General features: G+C 64.6%; 16 protein-coding genes and 2 pseudogenes. 12 read left to right on the forward strand and 6 right to left on the reverse strand.

The features are described from left to right. Positions 1-8 precede the first annotated feature (8 nt). The 7 genes from QN085_RS14985 (at position 9) to QN085_RS15015 (ending at position 9,513) form a co-directional block, all read left to right on the forward strand. Entirely contained in the window at positions 9-1,253 is a 1,245-nt protein-coding gene (locus QN085_RS14985; RefSeq protein WP_013972987.1) for an NAD(P)/FAD-dependent oxidoreductase, read from the forward strand. Between the two features lie 22 nt (positions 1,254-1,275). Further along, positions 1,276-2,058, forward strand: a complete 783-nt coding sequence (locus tag QN085_RS14990; protein WP_013972988.1) for an amino acid ABC transporter ATP-binding protein — start codon at positions 1,276-1,278, stop codon at positions 2,056-2,058. A 420-nt stretch (positions 2,059-2,478) separates the two neighbouring features. Further along, positions 2,479-3,288, forward strand: coding sequence for a gamma-glutamyl-gamma-aminobutyrate hydrolase family protein (locus QN085_RS14995; RefSeq protein ID WP_013972989.1), 810 nt, complete (start codon positions 2,479-2,481; stop codon positions 3,286-3,288). A gap of 449 nt (positions 3,289-3,737) precedes the next feature. Continuing rightward, a complete protein-coding gene (gene kdgD / locus QN085_RS15000; RefSeq protein WP_038409773.1) occupies positions 3,738-4,649 on the forward strand; it encodes a 5-dehydro-4-deoxyglucarate dehydratase in 912 nt (303 codons plus the stop codon). Between the two features lie 104 nt (positions 4,650-4,753). Next, the gene (locus QN085_RS15005) at positions 4,754-6,115 is read left to right on the forward strand and encodes an MFS transporter (protein ID WP_023660766.1); all 1,362 of its coding nucleotides are present in this window, start codon (positions 4,754-4,756) and stop codon (positions 6,113-6,115) included. 77 nt (positions 6,116-6,192) lie between these two features. Further along, a complete protein-coding gene (garD, locus tag QN085_RS15010; protein ID WP_013972992.1) occupies positions 6,193-7,746 on the forward strand; it encodes a galactarate dehydratase in 1,554 nt (517 codons plus the stop codon). Positions 7,747-7,932: 186 nt separating this feature from the next. Then, positions 7,933-9,513 carry an aldehyde dehydrogenase (NADP(+)) gene (locus tag QN085_RS15015; RefSeq protein WP_013972993.1) on the forward strand — a complete coding sequence of 527 codons (1,581 nt, stop codon included), beginning with the start codon at positions 7,933-7,935 and terminating at the stop codon, positions 9,511-9,513. 173 nt (positions 9,514-9,686) lie between these two features. Here QN085_RS15015 and QN085_RS15020 read toward each other — a convergent pair whose 3' ends face one another. Beyond that, entirely contained in the window at positions 9,687-10,436 is a 750-nt protein-coding gene (locus QN085_RS15020; protein ID WP_013972994.1) for a FadR/GntR family transcriptional regulator, read from the reverse strand. A gap of 194 nt (positions 10,437-10,630) precedes the next feature. Between QN085_RS15020 and QN085_RS15025 the strand changes: the two genes are divergently transcribed. Both QN085_RS15025 and QN085_RS15030 read left to right on the forward strand, forming a co-directional pair. Beyond that, positions 10,631-11,281: a DUF998 domain-containing protein gene (locus QN085_RS15025; protein ID WP_031324318.1), complete on the forward strand. Its 651-nt coding sequence runs from the start codon at positions 10,631-10,633 to the stop codon at positions 11,279-11,281. A gap of 74 nt (positions 11,282-11,355) precedes the next feature. Further along, positions 11,356-11,685 carry a hypothetical protein gene (locus QN085_RS15030; protein WP_023660807.1) on the forward strand — a complete coding sequence of 110 codons (330 nt, stop codon included), beginning with the start codon at positions 11,356-11,358 and terminating at the stop codon, positions 11,683-11,685. Positions 11,686-11,821: 136 nt separating this feature from the next. Here QN085_RS15030 and QN085_RS15035 read toward each other — a convergent pair. Together QN085_RS15035 and QN085_RS15040 are read right to left on the reverse strand one after the other, a co-directional pair. Continuing rightward, positions 11,822-12,142, reverse strand: a pseudogene (locus QN085_RS15035) (LysR substrate-binding domain-containing protein); the annotation flags it as partial. Beyond that, positions 12,136-12,981, reverse strand: a pseudogene (locus tag QN085_RS15040) (quinone oxidoreductase family protein); the annotation flags it as partial. The pseudogenes QN085_RS15040 and QN085_RS15035, both read right to left, overlap by 7 nt. Positions 12,982-13,433: 452 nt before the next feature. Here QN085_RS15040 and QN085_RS15045 point away from each other — a divergent pair. Continuing rightward, complete coding sequence (locus QN085_RS15045; RefSeq protein ID WP_041505885.1) at positions 13,434-14,342, forward strand: LysR family transcriptional regulator; 909 nt, start codon at positions 13,434-13,436, stop codon at positions 14,340-14,342. Here QN085_RS15045 and QN085_RS15050 read toward each other — a convergent pair whose 3' ends face one another. Next, positions 14,343-14,861 carry a DMT family transporter gene (locus QN085_RS15050; RefSeq protein ID WP_023661742.1) on the reverse strand — a complete coding sequence of 173 codons (519 nt, stop codon included), beginning with the start codon at positions 14,859-14,861 and terminating at the stop codon, positions 14,343-14,345. Between the two features lie 493 nt (positions 14,862-15,354). Continuing rightward, on the reverse strand, positions 15,355-15,936 hold the full coding sequence (locus tag QN085_RS15055) for a hypothetical protein (RefSeq protein ID WP_013973000.1): 582 nt from the start codon (positions 15,934-15,936) through the stop codon (positions 15,355-15,357). Positions 15,937-16,163: 227 nt separating this feature from the next. Here QN085_RS15055 and QN085_RS15060 point away from each other — a divergent pair, with 227 nt between their 5' ends. Continuing rightward, positions 16,164-18,293, forward strand: coding sequence for a TonB-dependent receptor (locus tag QN085_RS15060; protein ID WP_023661743.1), 2,130 nt, complete (start codon positions 16,164-16,166; stop codon positions 18,291-18,293). A 220-nt stretch (positions 18,294-18,513) separates the two neighbouring features. Next, positions 18,514-18,813, forward strand: a complete 300-nt coding sequence (locus QN085_RS15065; RefSeq protein ID WP_003260568.1) for a hypothetical protein — start codon at positions 18,514-18,516, stop codon at positions 18,811-18,813. A 17-nt stretch (positions 18,814-18,830) separates the two neighbouring features. Here the strand turns inward: QN085_RS15065 and QN085_RS15070 are convergent, their stop codons facing one another. Then, positions 18,831-19,643: a class I SAM-dependent methyltransferase gene (locus QN085_RS15070; protein WP_024087294.1), complete on the reverse strand. Its 813-nt coding sequence runs from the start codon at positions 19,641-19,643 to the stop codon at positions 18,831-18,833. Positions 19,644-19,878: the final 235 nt, after the last annotated feature.

Raw genomic sequence — 19,878 nt, forward strand, 5'->3', positions numbered from 1 at the left:
TACGTTCCATGCATTGCCAGACCCTTGTCCTCGGCGCCGGCATCGTCGGCGTCAGCACCGCGCTGCACCTGCAGGCCCGCGGGCGCCAGGTGATCCTGATCGACCGCGACGAACCGGGCAGCGGCACCAGCCACGGTAACGCCGGGCTGATCGAGCGCTCCAGCGTGATCCCCTATGCCTTCCCGCGGCAACTGGGCGCGCTGCTGCGCTACGGCTTGAACCGCCAGCCCGATGTGCGCTACAGCCTGCTGCACCTGCCCAAGGCCGCTCCATGGCTGTGGCGCTACTGGCGCCAATCGGCCCCCGGGCGCCTGGCCGGGGCCGCCGCCGATATGCTGCCGCTGGTGCAACGCTGCGTCGAAGAGCACGACGCATTCATTGCTGCCGCCGGCCTGGAAGGGCTGGTGCAGGCCAAAGGCTGGATCGAAGTGTTCCGTGACCCGGCGCTGTTCGAGCAGGCCAAGGCCGACGCCAAGGGCCTGAGCCGATATGGCCTGCAGTTCGAAATCCTCGAATGCGGGCAGTTGCAGGCCCGCGAGCACCAGCTGGACGCCAGCGTGGTCGGCGGCATTCACTGGCTCGACCCCAAGACCGTGAACAACCCCGGCGCCCTCACCCGCGGCTACGCCACCCTGTTCACGCAGCGCGGCGGGCAGTTCCTGCATGGCGATGCGCGCAGCCTGCGCCAGGTCGACGGCCAATGGCAGGTAGACAGCCGCCGCGGCCCGATCACCGCCAACGAGGTGGTGGCCTGCCTCGGCCCGCAGTCAGCCGACCTGTTCAGCGGCCTTGGCTACCAGATCCCGCTGGCGATCAAGCGTGGCTACCACATGCACTACAGCACCCGTGACGGCGCGCAACTGGAGCATTCCATCTGCGACACCCAGGGCGGCTACGTGCTGGCGCCGATGGCCCGCGGCGTGCGCCTGACCACCGGCATCGAGTTCGACGCCAGCAGCGCGCCGGGCAACCAGATCCAGCTGGGCCGTTGCGAAGCCCTGGCGCGCAAGCTGTTCCCAGCCCTGGGTGAGCGCCTGGACGACACCCCGTGGCTGGGCCGCCGCCCCTGCCTGCCCGACATGCGCCCGGTGATTGGCCCGGCGCCGCGCCACCCGGGGCTGTGGTTCAACTTCGGCCACGCCCACCACGGCCTCACCCTGGGCCCGGTCAGCGGCCGGCTAGTGGCCGAACTGGTCACCGGCGAACGCCCCTTCACCGACCCCGCGCCCTACAGCGCGACCCGTTTCGACTGAACCCCTGCGGGAGAACAACAAGATGACCGCACCACTGAGCCTTGCCACCCTTGCCCCCGAACCCGACCCACGCCCGGTGCTGATCCGCATCGAAGGCCTGAACAAGCACTACGGCGCGTTCCACGTGCTGCGCGACATCGACCTGCAGGTGCGCGAAGGCGAACGCATCGTGCTGTGCGGGCCGTCCGGCTCGGGCAAGTCGACCCTGATCCGCTGCATCAACCGCCTGGAAGTGGCCCAGCAGGGCAGCATCAAAGTGGATGGCATCGACCTGGCGGCCACCACCCGCGAAGCGGCGCAGGTGCGCAGCGACATCGGCATGGTGTTCCAGCACTTCAACCTGTTCCCGCACATGAGCGTGCTCGACAACTGCCTGCTGGCCCCCACCAGCGTGCGCGGCCTGTCGCGCAAGGACGCCGAGGAGCGGGCGCGCATGTACCTGAGCAAGGTCGGCATCGAAAGCCAGGCGCACAAGTACCCCAGCCAGCTGTCCGGCGGCCAGCAGCAGCGCGTGGCGATTGCCCGGGCGCTGTGCATGAAGCCGCGGATCATGCTGTTCGACGAGCCCACCTCGGCGCTTGACCCAGAGATGGTCGCCGAGGTGCTGGATGTGCTGGTGCAACTGGCCGGCACTGGCATGACCATGCTTTGCGTCACCCATGAAATGGGCTTTGCCCGCCAGGTAGCCGAGCGGGTGCTGTTCCTTGAGGGCGGGCAGATCATCGAAGACAGCCCGCCGCAGGTGTTCTTCAACCAGCCGCGTACCGAGCGGGCCAAGGGGTTCCTGGCGCAAATACTGCACTGACACCTGTTCCGGCCTCTTCGCGGGCTCGCCCGCTCCCACAGGATCACCTCGGCCTTCGAGACCGGTGATCAAACTGTGGGAGCGGGCATGCCCGCGAAGAGGCCGGAACAGGCGACACCTTCATTGCACCGCTGCAAAGACCCAACTGCATCGTTAAATATTATTGACCTTAACCCCCGCCAAACCCACGCCACTACAGGCCCGCATCGGTTTAAGACCCCAAAATCCGGCGCATTCCCTGCCATCAAGCCCTGCTCCGTCGTTTGACATATCGAACGGCTCTGGCAAGCTATCTACAAGCCCCGACCGGAATCGTCGCCTCCGACGAGCCGGCAGTGCTCGGGGCTACAGGTTGCACCCATGGCCCCGCGCCGTGCACCTGCACAACAACGACAGGCCGAACCTGTCCCAAGGTGACATATGTCCAACAGCAACATTGGCAACAAGCAACCCTCCCTGCGCAAACCCGTCGTCCTGATGACCATGGGCAGCCAAGAGCGCAAAGGCCATGACTATCAGGTCATGACCCACAAATACATCACCCCGCTGGTCGAGTTTTCCGATTGCGTCCCGGTGCTGGTGCCCACCTGCTGCGGCATCGAAGACCTCGAGACCTATCTGGACATGGCCGACGGCGTGTACCTGACCGGCGCCGGCAGCAACATCGACCCGGCCCTGTACGGCCAGGAAAACGAGACCCCCGGCAAAGGCCAGGACCAGAACCGCGACCTGTTCGACATCCCGCTGGTCAAGGCCGCGATCAAGCGTGGCCTGCCGATCTTCGGCATCTGCCGTGGCATGCAGGAAATCAACGTGGCCCTGGGTGGCGACATCTACCAGAAGGTGTACGCCGAGCCAGGCTTCAACGACCACCGGGAAAACCCGGAAGACCCGGTCGAGGTGCAATACGCCCAGGTGCACGGCGTGAAGATCAAGCCGGACAGCTGGCTGCGTGACACCCTGGGTACCGACGAGATTCGCGTCAACTCGCTGCATGGCCAAGGGCTGCACAAGCTCGGCACCGGCATCGAGGCCATCGCCCACGCCGAAGACGGCCTGGTCGAGGCGATCCATGCCCCGAGCATCTCGCCATTCCTGTTCGCCGTGCAGTGGCACCCGGAGTGGCAAGCGGCGAAGAACCCGGATTCGATCAAGATTTTCCAGGCTTTCGGCGACGCTTGCCGGGCCCAGGTACGCAAGGCGCAGATCAAGCGCCAGCACGCTGCCTGACCCCAGTTTCCTCTGCTTTGATCGCGGGGCGGCGCAAGGCCGCCCTCGTTTTCCCCGGTCACCCTCTGCTGGTCCCAGAACACTTCCCGTGGAAACGGGCGGCGGGCTTGTGCCTGTCTCCGCGATCTTTTTTTCCTGCCCCATAAAGAGATACGATGACTGATCGCGATGGATCTGCCATCTGCGTCTCGTGCATCTCTTGTTGTCGCCTGTTCTGGCCTCTTCGCGGGTAAACCCGCTCCTACAGGGATCTCCGCAAATTTCAAGCGCGACGCGGTCCGTGTGGGAGCGGGTTTACCCGCGATGAGGCCAGCACAGGCAATAACACTCCTTCCGCCCCTCCACAAAAAAATCTCCCAAAGGGACTAGTCATCGTACAAGTTGTACGATAACTTACCTCAAACGCAAAACAACACCCTTCACCCAAGCGCCACAGGATGCCAACAACAATGACTCCACAAGAACTCAAATCCATCCTCTCCCACGGCCTGCTGTCTTTCCCGGTCACCGACTTCAACGCCCAGGGCGACTTCAACCCGGCTGGCTACGTCAAGCGCCTGGAATGGCTGGCCCCGTACGGCGCCAGCGCTCTGTTCGCCGCCGGTGGCACCGGTGAGTTCTTCTCCCTGGCTGCCAGCGAATACAGCCAGGTGATCAAGACCGCCATCGACACCTGCGCCAAGTCGGTCCCTATCCTTGCCGGCGTCGGTGGCTCCACCCGCCAGGCCATCGAATACGCGCAAGAAGCCGAGCGCCTGGGTGCCAAGGGCCTGCTGCTGCTGCCGCACTACCTGACCGAAGCCAGCCAGGAAGGTGTCGCCGCCCACGTCGAAGCCGTGTGCAAATCGGTAAACATCGGCGTAGTCGTCTACAACCGCAACGTCTGCCGCCTGAACGCCGACCTGCTGGAAAAACTGGCCGAGCGCTGCCCGAACCTGATCGGCTACAAGGACGGCCTGGGTGACATCGAGTTGATGGTGTCGATCCGTCGCCGCCTGGGCGACCGCTTCAGCTACCTGGGTGGCCTGCCGACCGCCGAGGTGTATGCGGCCGCCTACAAGGCCCTGGGCGTGCCGGTGTACTCCTCCGCCGTGTTCAACTTCGTGCCGAAGACCGCCATGGACTTCTACAACGCCATCGCCCGTGACGACCACGCCACCGTGGCCAAGCTGATCGACGACTTCTTCCTGCCGTACCTGGACATCCGCAACCGCAAGGCCGGTTACGCCGTGAGCATCGTCAAGGCCGGCGCCAAAATCGCCGGTTACGACGCCGGCCCGGTGCGTACTCCGCTTACCGACCTCACCGCCGACGAGTACGAAAAACTCGCCGCGCTGATGGACAAGATGGGCCCGCAGTAAGCGCCGCCCGCGGCCTGCCAGATGCCGCACCCGGAGTGGGCCAGCCCCGCTCCGGTTACAATTCGTGAGCCCGCACAAAAATAACTAGTGGGAGTACTACCAGCATGCAAGCGACGAAGAAGACGCATGTGCGCTACCTGATCCTGTTCATGCTGTTCCTGGTGACCACGATCAACTACGCTGACCGCGCCACCATTGCCATCGCGGGTTCCAGCCTGCAGAAAGACCTCGGCATCGATGCCGTGACCCTCGGCTACATCTTCTCCGCCTTCGGATGGGCATACGTGGCTGGCCAGATTCCTGGTGGCTGGCTGCTCGACCGCTTCGGTTCCAAGAACGTCTACGCCTTCAGCATCTTCACCTGGTCGCTGTTCACCTTGTTGCAGGGCTTTGTCGGTGGCCTGCCGGTGGCCTGGGCGGTGGTGACCCTGTTCACCCTGCGCTTTTTGGTCGGTTTTGCCGAAGCCCCGTCGTTCCCCGGCAATGCGCGCATCGTCGCGGCCTGGTTCCCGACCCAGGAACGCGGCACCGCCTCGGCCATCTTCAACTCGGCGCAGTACTTCGCCACCGCATTGTTCGCACCGATCATGGGCTGGATCGTGTTCAGCTTCGGCTGGGAGCACGTGTTCGTGGTGATGGGCGCACTGGGCATCGTGTTTTCCATGGTGTGGCTGAAGACCATCTACAACCCGCGCCAACACCCACGTATCAGCCCAGGTGAACTCGAACACATCGAGCAGAATGGCGGGCTGGTGGACATGGACCAGAAGCGCGGCAACGACGGCCCGAAATGGGGCTACATCAAGCAACTGCTGACCAGCCGCATGCTGCTGGGCGTGTACCTGGGCCAGTACTGCATCAACGCCATCACCTACTTCTTCCTCACCTGGTTCCCGGTGTATCTGGTGCAGGAGCGCGGCATGACCATCCTCAAGGCCGGCTTCATCGCCTCGCTGCCGGCGGTCTGCGGCTTCATCGGTGGTGTGCTGGGCGGGGTGATCTCCGACTGGCTGCTGCGCCGCGGCAACTCACTGACCTTCTCGCGCAAGCTGCCGATCGTCTGCGGCCTGCTGCTGTCGACCACCATGGTGTTCTGCAACTACGTCGACGCCGAGTGGATGGTGGTCGGCTTCATGACCCTGGCGTTCTTCGGCAAAGGCATCGGCGCGCTGGGCTGGGCGGTGGTCGCCGACACCTCGCCGAAACAGATCGCCGGGCTGTCAGGAGGGCTGTTCAACACCTTCGGCAACATCGCCTCGATCACCACGCCAATCGTGATCGGCTACATCATCAGCGCCACGGGTTCGTTCAAGTGGGCCCTGGTGTACGTCGGCGCCAACGCCCTGGTGGCGGTGTTCAGCTACCTGGTGATCGTCGGCCCGATCAAGCGCATCGAGCTGCGTGAAAGCCCAAAGCCTGACGCCGAGCCAGTGGCCGGCAGCGAACTGGCCGGCTCGCGCCACTGAGTGAACACGCCCACGGCGGCCACCCCGCCGCGGGCGGATGTACAAAAGCCTGAGAACCTGACAAGTAGGGCCCGAACATGCAGTTGATCGAACATTCCGACTCGCCCCGCTACGTCCGCCTGCACGACGACGACAATGTCGTGGTGGTGGTCAACGATGGCGGCCTGGGCGAAGGCGCCCGCTTCGCCGACGGCCTGACCCTGGTCGAAGGCGTGCCACAGAGCCACAAGGTGGCCACCGTAGCCATCGCCAAGGGCGAACCGGTGCGCCGTTACGGGCAGATCATAGGCTACGCGCTGGAAGACCTGCGCCAGGGCAGCTGGGTGCAGGAGAGCCAGCTGGCCATGCCGGCCGCGCCGGAGCTGGACAGCCTGCCACGCTGCGACGCCGTCCCGCAGCCGCTGCCGCCGCTCGAAGGCTTCACCTTCGAAGGCTACCGCAACGCCGACGGCACCGTCGGCACCCGCAACATCCTCGGCATCACCACCACCGTGCAGTGCGTGGCCGGCGTGCTGGAGCATGCGGTCAAGCGCATTCGCAGCGAGTTGCTGCCCAAGTACCCCAATGTCGATGACGTGGTGGCCATCACCCACAGCTATGGCTGCGGGGTGGCGATCAACGCGCGCGATGCCTACATCCCGATCCGCACGGTACGCAACCTGGCGCGCAACCCCAACCTGGGCGGCGAGGCCCTGGTCATCAGCCTGGGCTGCGAAAAGCTGCAGGCCGGCCAGGTGATGCACGACAACGACCCGTCGGTGGACCTCAGCGACCCGTGGCTGTACCGCCTGCAGGACGCCAGCCTGGGCTTTGTGGAAATGATCGAGCAGATCATGCAACTGGCCGAGACCCGCCTGAAGAAACTCGACCAGCGCCGCCGCGAAAGCGTGCCGGCCAGCGAACTGATCCTGGGTATGCAGTGCGGGGGCAGCGATGCCTTCTCGGGCATCACCGCCAACCCGGCGCTGGGCTACGCCGCCGACCTGCTGGTACGCGCCGGCGCCACCGTGCTGTTCTCGGAAGTGACCGAAGTGCGCGACGCCATATACATGCTCACCTCGCGGGCGGAAAACCAGGAGGTCGCAGACGCCCTGGTGCGCGAAATGGACTGGTACGACCGCTACCTGCAGCAAGGCGCCGCCGACCGCAGCGCCAACACCACGCCGGGCAACAAGAAAGGCGGCCTGTCGAATATCGTCGAGAAGTCGCTGGGGTCGATCGTCAAGTCCGGTAGCGGCGCCATCCAGGGCGTGCTCGGCCCGGGCGAGCGGGTCAACCGCAAAGGCCTGATCTTCTGCGCCACCCCGGCCAGCGACTTTGTCTGCGGCACCCTGCAACTGGCTGCCGGGATGAACCTGCATGTGTTCACCACTGGCCGCGGCACCCCGTACGGCCTGGCCATGGCGCCGGTGGTCAAGGTATGCACCCGCAGCGAGCTGGCCCAACGCTGGCCCGACCTGATCGACATCGACGCCGGGCGCATCGCCAGCGGCCGCTCGACCATCGAGGAGCTGGGCTGGGAGCTGTTCCACTACTACCTGGACGTGGCCAGCGGCCGCAAGCAGACCTGGGCCGAACAGCATCGCCTGCACAACGACATCACCCTCTTCAACCCGGCACCGATTACCTGATGCCAAGGGCTTGCCCGACTCAATATTGCAACGCGGTCCCTGTGGGAGCGGGTTCACCCGCGAACACCGGCAATGCCGGTGCCATACACCGAGTTGCCTGCTTCGCGGGTGAACCCGCTCCCACAGGGTCCGAGCAAACGCCTCAAGCACGTTCTCTTCATTCACTACTCTCTACAGGAGCACCCCATGCCTGAAATCCTCGGCCACAACTTCATCGCCGGCCAGCGCAGCGCCGCTGGCCCGCAGCGCCTGCAGAGCCTGGACGCCAGCACCGGCGAGGCCCTGCCCTACAGCTTCGCCCAAGCCACCGAAAGCGAAGTGGACCAGGCCGCCAAGGCCGCGGCCGCCGCTTTCGCCGAATTCCGCCAGCTGGCCCCGGCGCGGCGCGCCGAATTCCTCGACGCCATCGCCGCCGAGCTGGACGAACTGGACGACGCCTTCGTCGCCATCGTCTGCCGTGAAACCGCCCTGCCCCCCGCCCGTATCCAGGGCGAGCGCGGCCGCACCAGCGGCCAGATGCGCCTGTTCGCCCAGGTGCTGCGCCGTGGTGACTTCCTCGGTGCGCGCATCGACCTGGCCCTGCCCGAGCGCCAGCCCCTGCCACGCGTGGACCTGCGCCAGATGCGCATCGGCGTCGGCCCGGTCGCCGTGTTCGGCGCCAGCAACTTCCCGCTGGCCTTCTCCACCGCCGGTGGCGATACCGCTGCGGCCCTGGCCGCCGGTTGCCCGGTGGTGTTCAAGGCCCACAGCGGCCACATGGCCACCGCCGACCTGGTTGGCTGTGCCATCCAGCGCGCCGCCGAGCGCACCGGCATGCCCAAGGGCGTGTTCAACATGGTGTTCGGTGGCGGCGTCGGCGAGTGGCTGGTCAAGCACCCGGCCATCCAGGCGGTCGGCTTTACCGGCTCGCTGAAAGGCGGTGACGCCCTGTGCCGCATGGCCGCCGAGCGCCCGCAGCCGATCCCGGTGTTCGCCGAGATGTCCAGTATCAACCCGGTCATCATCCTGCCGGGCGCCCTGGCCAAGCGTGGCGAAGCCATCGCCCGAGAACTGGCCGGTTCGGTGAGCCTGGGCGCAGGCCAGTTCTGCACCAACCCGGGCCTGGTGATCGGCCTGCAGTCGCCGCAGTACAGCCAACTGCTGGCCGAGCTTGGCCAGCACCTGAGCCAGCAAGCCGGCCAGACCATGCTCAACGCAGGTGGCCTGCGCAGCTACGTCGGTGGCCTGGAGCACCTGCACGCCCATGCCGGTATCGAGCACCTGGCCGGCCAGGCGCAGGCAGGCAGCCAGGCGCGCGCCCAACTGTTCAAGGCCGATGCCCGCCTGCTGGTGGCGTCTGACCCGCTACTGCAGGAAGAAGTGTTCGGCCCGACCACTGTTGCCGTGGAAGTGCAGGACAACGATCAGTTGCGCGCCGCCCTGCTCGGCCTGCGCGGCCAGCTGACCGCGACCCTGATTGGCGAGCCGGAAGACCTGCAGGCCTTCGCCTGGCTGGTCCCCCTGCTGGAAGAGAAGGTCGGGCGGATCCTGGTCAACGGCTACCCGACCGGTGTCGAGGTGTGTGATGCGATGGTGCACGGCGGGCCTTACCCGGCCACGTCGGATGCGCGCGGCACATCGGTCGGCACCCTGGCCATCGACCGCTTCCTGCGCCCGGTGTGCTACCAGAACTACCCGCAGGCGCTGTTGCCTGAGGCACTGCGCGACGGCAACCCGCTTGGGCTGCGCCGGCTGGTGAATGGCCAGTGGAGTGAGGGCGCGATCTGATCGCCCCTTGAAACCAGAAAGCCCCGCGGATGGCGGGGCTTTTCTTTTGGCTGTACCGGCCTCTTCGCGGGTAAACCCGCTCCTACAGGGACCGCGCCGTACTTACAGGTAATGGATAACCTTGTGGGAGCGGGTTTACCCGCGAAGAGGCCAGGTCAGGCAACAGAGAAGCCTCAGGCCCCCTGCGCCTCGGCCTCTGCATGCGCCTGGCGCAAGCGCTCGCGGCTGTTGCTCAGGTGCATGCGCATGGCCATCTTCGCCCCTTCGCTATCACGCCGGGCGATGGCTTCGTAGATCGCCTCGTGCTCATGCATCAGCCGGCTCATGTAGTGCGCCTGGTCATCATGGGCCAGCCGCGCCGAGTTCAACCGGGTACGCGGGATGATGCTGGTGCCCAGGTGGTTGATGATGTCGGCGAAGTAGTGGTTGCCGCTGGCCTGGGCAATGCGCAGGTGGAACTGGAAATCCGCCGACACCGCATCCGTGGCGTGGGCAGCCCCTTCGTTGAGTTCGTCCAGCGCCGCACGCATGCCGGTCAGCTCTTCATCGCTGCGCCGCTGCGCCGCCAAGCCCGCCGATTCGATCTCCAGGGCAATGCGCAACTCCAGCACCGCCAACACTTCGCGCAGGGTGACCACGGTCGCCGGGTCGATACGGAAACCACCCGTGGCTGGCGCGTCCAGCACGAAGGTACCGATGCCGTGGCGGGTCTCGACCTGCCCGGCAGCCTGCAGCCGCGAGATCGCTTCACGCACCACCGTGCGGCTGACACCCTCTTCGGCCATGATCTGCGATTCGGTCGGCAGCTTGTCGCCGCGCTTGAGCTGGCCGCTGCGAATGCGCTCGGTCAGCACCGTGACCAGTTCCTGGGCCAGACTGCGCGGCTTGCGCCGGGTCTTTGCCTGTACCTGCTGCTCTGTCATTGCCCTGTATTTCACCTTGAAAGACAGCGCTCATCATAGCGCAAGCAGTTGTACGATCACATACACGCAGTGCGGTATTTCTCGGCGTCCGCAGGCGACACGCAGCCCTGAACGAAACACTGGAATGCTGGCGCCTCGCAGTTGCAACGCTGTACTGTGCGGTTTTACGCTCATCCATGGAAGGAAAACACCGCATGAAACCCCTCGACCGCTTGTTGCTAGCCAGTGGCCTGTTGATCCCCTTCTGGCTGCTGGCAGGCGTATGGTTCACCGCCCTGGCCTACCCCGGCTACGACCACCTGCAACAGGCCATGAGCCAGCTCGGCGCCGTCGGTTCGCCGACCCAGAACTGGTCGCCGTTGGTCAACAACTTCCCCCTTGCCATGCTGTTCACCCTGTTTGCCTGGGGCCTGGCGCGGCGCTGGCGTGGTTCGAAGCTGGCATTGCTGAGTGCGGCGCTGGTGCTGTTTCATGGTCTGGGCAGCCTGGGTACCGGCTGGTTTCCTTGCGACCAAGGTTGCGCTCCGGCGCAGCCTTCCCCTTCACAGCAGCTACACAACCTGTCCGGCTTGCTGATGTTCCTTTCGCTGACCCTTGCAAGCGCACTGTGGGCCTGGTTGGGCAATCGCATTGCCGGCTCCAGGGCACTGGGGCTGTTTTCCCTGGCTTGCGTGGTGCTGGCGATCGTGACCGTCGTACTCATGGGCAAGGCAGCGCAAAGCGGCCAATGGTTCGGCCTGTACCAGCGCCTGAACTACGGCGTATCGGTGATCTGGGTCGCCAGCCTGGCCTGGACCAGCCTGCGCACACACCGCGCCAGCCCGTTGCGGATGGCAACAACCTGACGGCAATTTGCTGGCCCCCGGTAACTGCTTGTGAAGGCAAACTTCGTTTTCCTTCAGATGCTTAGGACAGCAACATGCGAGTACTTCTAGCAACGATGGCCGGCTGCCTGCTAGCCACGCTCGCTTTCGGCGCCCAGGCACGGGCGCTGAGCCAGAACGATCGCCACACTTGCGGTTGGGGCGCGCAGATAGCCGCCGAGGCGCAGCAGGCCAAGCTTTCCGGGGTAACCCTGTATGCCACGCGCAAGAAGCTGCAGGCGCGCAAATTCCCCAAACCGTGGATGCGCATGACCGCCTTCGGCATTACCGAACAGACCTACAACAGCCGCTCGCGGCTAAAGCCTGCAGCGATCAAGCAGACCTATTACGAGCAGTGCGTGCAACATGCGGTAGCAAGGCGATAACGATTGCCCGCGTACCCTGTGGGAGCGGCTTTAGCCGCGAAGAATCCATCGCGGTGCATGGCACCGGCTATGCCGGTGTTCGCGGCTAAAGCCGCTCCCACAGGGTCCCTGCTAATTCAATTGATTATGTGCAATTCTATAGCCGCCACGGTGCGCCGGCCTCGAAGCGTGCTTCCAGCCACGCCTTGAAAGCCACCAGGGCGGCAGTGTTGAGGCGCGCGGTCGGCCGTACCAGGTAAATGCCTGCCGCCACATCCAGCTGCCATTGCGGCAGCACCCGCACCAAGCGCCCGGCAGCGAGGTCCTCGCCCATCAGCCAGTCCCCTCCCGCCAGGATGCCAACGCCACGCCGCGCCGCCTCCAGCAGGGCTTCGTTGTCATTGCTGCGCAGGCTGCCGGCAACCTTGACACTCACCTGCTGCCCGCCACTCATCAGTCGCCATTCGGGGACACATCGGCGGCGCGCTGCTGGTACTCGTCGACCGTGCGGGTGTGTGCTGCCAGCGAGGGCCGGGTCAGGTACAGCGAGCCCTTGGCGTTGAGCGTGGCAACCTCGATGGCCGCCGGCGCGCCGGAGGTGCCGCCGAACGACACCAGCAAGCCACGCACCCGCAGGCTGTCCAGCGAGGCTTGCAACGACACCTTGCCGACACAGTCATAGGCCACGTCCACGCCCTGGCCCTGGGTCAGCTCGCGGACCTGGCCGGCCAAGGTTGCCGCGTCGAACACCAGCACATGGTGGCAACCTGCTGCCTGCGCCCTTGCCACACTCTGCGGGCGTGATACCACGCCGATCACCGTCGCCCCCAGGTGCCGCGCCCAAGGAGCCATCAGCTGGCCCAAGGCACCGGCGGCACCGTACAACAACACTTGGCTACCCGGGCCCACGGCATAGGTGGTCTTCAGCAGGTACTGCGCCGTGATGCCCTTGAACAGCACGGCGGCAGCGGCCTGGTCATCCAGCTGCGGCGGCAGCTTGACCAGGCGCTCGGCCGGGTACAGGCGGCCGCTGGCGTAACCGCCAACCGGGCCCATGGCATAGGCGACCCGGTCGCCCACCTGCACGTCATGTACCCCTTCGCCGACGGCAGCGACCCGCCCAGCCCCTTCCAGCCCCAGCCCGGAAGGCAAGTCCAGTGGGGCACCGCCCTTGCGCTGCAACAGGTCGAGCGGGTTGACACCCATGGCCGTCTGTTCCAGCCAGACCTGGCCGGGCCCTGGGGCTTGTGCTTGCAAGTGTTCAAGCTGCATGACATCGGCAGTGCCGGTGCTGTTGAGAACGATGCGGGTAGCCATGATCGAATCCTGTTGGATGGGGGTTCGAGGCAGGCTAATCAGGCGAGGAAAGTTGAACAATTAGGCAGGATGCAGATGATTTCTGCACCCCTTGCAGCAGTTCGCTCAGTGCCTCAGCACCCGGTCAGCGCTACAGGCCGACGCTCGCCGGCAAAGTACAGCGGACGCAGGCGCACGCCGATCAGGTTGCAGCCATAGGGGCGCCCAGGCGACGCGGCTCGGGTGTTGCGGTTGCGGAAAGACCCATCGGAATACTCGGATAACAGTGAAACGGGTGGGGAATATAACCCCAACGAATGACACGGTCCCTGTAGGAGCGGCCTTGTGTCGCGATGGGCCGCACCGCGGCCCCGACAATGTCAGCCATGATGCCGAAATCCTGGGGCCTCGACAGCCTTGGGCATTTGTTAAGCTGATCAAAACTGCCAGACACAACCAAGACCATTCGCACCATGGATGAACTACGCAAGATCGACCTCAACCTGCTGCTCGCCCTGCACGCCCTGCTGAGCGAAAAGCACGTCACCCGCGCCTCCCTGCGCCTGCACCGCAGCCAACCGGCGGTAAGCCACGCCCTGGCGCAGTTGCGCAAGCACTTCGACGACCCCTTGCTGGTGCGCCAGAACGGCAGCATGACCTTGACCGCCCGCGCCCAATCGCTGGCCAAACCGCTGCACGACGCCCTGGGCAACCTCAACGGCCTGCTGGCCGCCCCACAGTTCGAACCGGCCAAGGCCCAGCGTCGCTTCAGGCTCTCGCTGTCCGACTATTCCTCGCGGATCATCCTGCCACCCCTGCTGCGCCACCTGCGCCAGGTCGCGCCCGGGGTGGACCTGGCCGTCAGCCAGGCCAGCCGCGAAACCATGCTGGCCCAGTTGCTCGATGGTGAACTGGACCTGGCCTTGGGCATCTTCCCGGACCTGCCCCAGGCCATCACGGCGCAGCCGCTGTTCACCGACAGCTTCATCAGCGTTGCCGACCGCCAGGTGCTACCGGCCAGCGGCGGCCTGGCCCTGGACGACTGGCTGGCCCGCCCGCATGTGCTGATGGCCATGCACCCGGATGCCTTCGATGAAATCGAACGCGCCCTGGCCGCGCAAGGCCTGCGTCGGCGGATTGCCCTGGCCTTGCCGCATTGGAGTGCGGCGGTCGAGGTGCTGGCCGGCACCGACCTGATCCTCACCGTGGCCAGCCGCGCGGTGGGCTCGCTGCACCAGCACGAGACATTGCGCCAGTTCGAGCCGCCACTGGCGATTCCTTCGTTCGATTACCAGCAAGCCTGGCATAGCCGCAAGGACGACGACCCCGGGCATCGCTGGCTGCGGGAAACCGTGTGGGCGTGCAGCCAGCCGGGGCGCTGATCAGCCTTCCGACTGTTTCTCCACGGCAGTGGCACTGGCCGGCGTGCCTGCTGCCCAGGTGCCCTGCACCAGCAGCACGCCGCAGAGGATCAGCACCACACCTGCCAACCTGGCCAGGTTGAGCGGCTTGCCCCCCAACCCCATCACCCCGAAGTGGTCTGCGACCACCGCCGTGATGATCTGCCCCGCCACCACCAGCACCAGGAACCCCGCCGCCCCAAGCCGGGGGGTGAGCGCAGCAGCACCGGCCACATACAGCGCCCCCAGCACACCACCAACCCACAGCCACCAGGGCCCCTGCAAGGCCTTGCTCATGTCCGGCGCCGGTACCCTGAGGATCAGCAGCGCGAAAATCACTACCAGCGAACTTACCGTCAATGACGTGAACGCGCCCCATAACCAATGCCCCAGAGCCCGGCCGACGGCGGCATTACCCGCAGCCTGGAACGGCAGCACGGCACCGGCAAGCAACGCCAGGGCAAAGGGAAGCACCAGAAGGCACAAGGTCTTGCTGAACATGGCAGTCCTCATTCGTGACAGATGTTCAGGAGATGATCGGAAAATTCCCTTCATCCATGGAAATCGAAAGTGTGCACGTACTTTATTCACCACATGGATACACGATCACGCAGCCCATTACCGGCAAGCCAGCGCCCACAGGTTCCGCGCAGTCCTGAAGCCTGAGCCGTACCTATGAGAGCAACTGTCTTGCTCAAATTCCAAAAGTTGGCGCGATCTCTGTGGGAGATCGCCCAGTCCTTTGGGCTGCGCTGTCGCGTAAAGAACTGAATTCGCAAGCGGTACGCGTACCCTGTGGGAGCGGCTTTAGCCGCGAAGAATCCAACGCGGTGCATGGCACCGGCTGCGCCGGTGTTCGCGGCTAAAGCCGCTCCCACAAAGTCCCTGGCTTGTCGGCGATGGGCCGCACAGCGGCCCCCATCGATTAGCTGAAAGGGCATCAATGCAAGGCGATCCCATAGGCGGGCAACCCACAGCCTGCCCCAATGAATGGTCAGCGCGAGGTTTCGACGCGCAGCACTTCGGTGTAGATCGCGTCGACCGTCTGGCCGACCTTGAGGTTCTTCATGCGTGCCTGCAGGTCAGGGTTCTCGACCTTGACCACCTGCAGCTTGCCCTCCGGCGGCAACAGGCTCACTTCATGCGTCTTGAGGTCGATCTTCTTGATCTGCGAGGTCACCCTGACCTGGCGGAACGCCTCGCCGCCCGGGTTGGGGTTGTCTGCGGTGGCGCGAATGGTACCGGACTCTTCAGTCGCCTTCGGTGCACCGCCCACCTCCGGGTTGAGCACATAGGCCACTGCACGGGTCACGTAGATGTCGACCTGATCACCCACCTTGAGGTTGGGCAGCGCCTTGGCCTTTTCAGTGAGCTGGAAGGTCACATCCTTCTTGGCGTCAGGGCCTTTCACCGTGACCTGTCGGTTAGCCAGGTCGATGGCCGTGACCTGCGTGGTGACGTGGCTTTCCAGCGCCTCGCTACCAATGGGAATACCGGCAGCCTGCACCGTGAAGCTGAAGGCAGACGCCAGGGTGGCAACGGCAATGGCACGAGCGAGAGAGCGAATTGGATTCATAGGCCTGCTTCCATGTAATCGAGACCGGATAGGGACGTGAAATGTTCACGCGCCAACAAGCATAGCCCTTGCCTGACACATTGCCGGCCCTTCCCCCTCACGACGCGTTTTGTCGTTTTTCTGCCAGCTGCATTCTTGCAATAGCAAATACGAACTCTTTACACTTGCTTTACATTTGCAAATCATTACTATTCGTGACCTTCAAATACAACAAAGAGTCACCTGTAATGGCAAAAAAGTCTGTTGTCCCAGCATCCATTTCCGTGCTGGGCATTCTGGTTGTACCTGCTGTTCACGCGGTCCAATCTGAATCGCAGGGTTCCCTCGCCTTGCCCGCCACTGCGGTCACCAGCGCCTACGAGCAGCAAAGCTACAAGGCCAGCGAAAGCCGCAGCGCCATGAAGATCGACGCCCCGCTGCGCGACATCCCGCAAACCGTCAACGTCGTGCCCGAAAGCGTGATCAAGGATCAGGGTGCGCAGTCTATGGAAGACGTGCTGAAGAACGTGCCCGGCGTCGGCCTGTCCAACGGCGACGGCCAGCGTGACCAGGTGACCATTCGCGGCTTCAGCGCCATTGGCGACATGTACATCGACGGCGTGCGCGACGACGCGCTGTACTTCCGCGACCTGTCCAACATCGAGCGGGTCGAGGTGATCAAGGGCCCTGCCGCCGTGCTGTATGGCCGCGGCTCTTCGGGCGGCCTGATCAACAGCATCAGCAAGAAGCCGAGCTTCACGCCCAAGCGCGAAGTCGGCATGAGCTTCGACAGCGAAGGCAAGCGCCGCACCCAGTTCGACACCGGCTGGGCCGACCCGCAAAGCAACCAGGCCTACCGCGTGACCGGCGCCTTCGAAGACAGCGACACCTTCCGCGACGATGGCTATATCGACCGCAAGGCCATCGCGCCATCGGCCTACTTCCGCCTCTCCGACGACCTGGAACTGAACCTGGGCGCCACCTACCTGTACGACAAGCGCCTGATCGACTTCGGCATCCCGGCGCTGGGCAACCGCCCGGTAGATGTGGACCGCGACAAGCGCTTCGGCTCCGGCGATGCCGACCAGGACTACGCCCGTAGCGAAGTGTTCTCGCTGACTGCCAGCCTGGACTACCGCATCAACGACGACTTCACCCTGACCAACACCAGCCGGTACTACCGCTACGACCTGGACCGCAACAACACCTTGGCCGACAGTAGCCCGACGCGCTTCGTCACCGCGCCTGACGGCGAACTGCTGGTCAAGCTCAACCGTGGCAACGTCGCCCGCGACGAGTACGGCATGTTCAACCAGACCGAACTCAAGCAACAGGCGCAGCTTGCCGGCATGCAGCACAACCTGCTGTATGGCGTTGAAGTGGGCTTCCAGGACAAGCACCAGCGGGTGCTGAGCCAGAACAACGTGGCCCAGGTGCCGGTGTACCGCGACGCCCAGGTGCCGGTGCCGGAGCACGCCGCCAACCTGTCGTCCAAGGGCACCAACTTCCAGCAGACCGCCGGCCTGTATGTGCAGGACATGATCGAGCTGAACGAGCACTGGAAGGCCCTGGTCGGGGTGCGTTATGACATCTTCGGCCAGGAGTACGACGACGACCGCGCGCAGAACGTCGACCTCGACCGTACCGACAAGACCTGGAGCCCACGTGCCGGCCTGGTGTACCAGCCGGATAACATTCAGTCCTACTATGTGTCGGTCAGCCGCAGTTACCAGCCTTCGGGCGAAGTGTTCGCGGTCAGCCCGACCAACCAGCATCTGGAGCCGGAAGAAACCACCAACTATGAAATCGGCGCCAAGTGGGACCTGCTCGACAGCCGCCTGTCGGTGACCGCAGCGGTATTCCGCCTCGAGCGCACCAACATGAAGACCGCCGACCCGGCCAACCCCAACCTGACTGTGCTGGCCGGCGAACAGCGCACCGACGGTTTCGAAGCCACCGTCAGCGGGCAGCTCACGGACAAGTGGCAGATCTACGCCGGCTACGCCTACCTGGATGCCGAGATCACCAAGTCCAACAGCAAGACCAATGGCGTGGCCAACGAAGGCCAGACTCCTACCCTGACGCCGCGTAACAGCGCCAACGTCTGGCTGGTGCGCACGCTGACCCCGGAATGGCGCGTGGCCGCCGGCGCCAACTACGTCGACGAGCGCTACACCGCACTCGACAACGTGGTGGTGATGCCGGGCTACACCACCTTCGACGCCGCGCTGCTGTACAGCGTGCCGCAGTGGGATGCCGCGCTGCGCCTCAAGAACGTGTTCGACCGCGACTACTATGCCTCCGCGCACGGTTCGGTTGACCTGATCACCCCAGGTGCACCGCGCACGCTGGAAGCCAGCTTCAACTACCGGTTCTGATCGTTGCCCCAGGCGCAAGGCCTTGCCATGGTTCGAGGCCTTGCGCTGCTTCTGATACAACGCAAGCGTTCACCGCTTCGCTTGAATGCAATATCCTGTGCAGTGTATGGCACCGGCCTTGCCAGTGTTCGCGGCGCTTCGACGCCTCGGTAAACCCACTCCCACAGGGGCAGCACCTTGCTTGCGATCGCAGAGTCCTGCGCCTCGGTAAGGAGAGCATATGAGCAGTAAACCGATTCGCCCCTCCACGTCCTGGGCGCTGACCACCCTGCTCGCCTTCAGCCTGGCACTCACCGCCGGCTGCTCCAGCAAAGCCAGCAAGGCCAGGTACGCGACGCCGGCAACGGGCTCCAACTGCTTCGCCAAGGCCGTGCCCACCACCGGCGAAGGCGGCCTCGCGTGGGGCAATACGCTGAGCATTGCCCGGCAGAAATCGCTGAACAACTGCGTGCGTTATGCAAGCCGGTCAGGGGGCACACCGAAGACATGCCAGGTGGTGATGGCCAAGTGCAAGAACTGAGTGCTTGGCCCCTGGGCTCAACCTCGAATGATCACCACTTCAAGGTACTCACTCGGCACCACCAACGACGACGAGCCGCCCACATTGCTTTCATTCAGCAACTGGGTCAGATCCCGCTCCAGCGCCTCGGCCGCTTCCGGCTCCAGCGAGGCAAACGCTTTGTGCACCGGCCCGTACCAGGTGCGAAACACCTCGATGAAATGCGCCGCCGAGCGATAGCGGAAGTTGAAGTGCTGGCGGCTGACCTTCAATTCGCCCAGCGCCCCCTCGAACATCACGCGCAACTGTTCTTCATCACCCCAGCGTGAAGGCGGCAGAGCCCCGGCTGGTGGCGGTACATGCCGCCCGAGGGTCTTGAACATTTGCCCGACGAACCCTTGCGGGGTCCAGTTGGCCAGACCGATCCGGCCACCGGGCCGGCACACCCGGCTCAGTTCGCGTGCGGCCTGAGCCTGGTCGGGGGCGAACATCACGCCGAAAGTGGACAGCACGGCATCGAAGGTGCCATCGGCAAACGGCAGCGCTTCGGCATCGGCGACCTGGAACACCACATTGAGGTGCTCGGCCCGCGCGCGTTCTTCACCGCGCTTGAGCAGCTCGGGCACATAGTCGGTGGAGGTGACACGGCAGCCGCGCCGGGCAGCAGCCAGGGTGGCATTGCCGTTGCCGGCGGCGACATCCAGCACCTGTTCGTCCCAGCGCAGGTCACAGGCTTCGGCCAGGCGCTCGCCAACCAGTTGCAGGGTGGTGCCGATTACCGCGTAGTCGCCACTTGCCCACGCGGCTTGCTGACGGGCTTTGAGGGCATTGGTATCCAAAGGGGTGCTCATGGTCTGCGCCTTCTTGTTGTGCGCGGCCGAGGTCCTTCTGGCGGTCAACGCGCCATGGATTGAGGGGATGGGAGCAAAACGCTACGCGCCTGGCAGGCGAAGCGGCAAGACAGATTGGGGATAGCGGTTATTTGAAACCGATATATGAAGGCGATCGACGTCGCTGTAGGAGCGGCCTTGTGTCGCGATGGGCCGCAAAGCGGCCCCCGTTTTGGCATTGAAGCTGATATTGCCG

It is taken from the genome of Pseudomonas sp. M2(2023), assembly GCF_030263955.1.
Lineage (GTDB): Bacteria > Pseudomonadota > Gammaproteobacteria > Pseudomonadales > Pseudomonadaceae > Aquipseudomonas > Aquipseudomonas asiatica.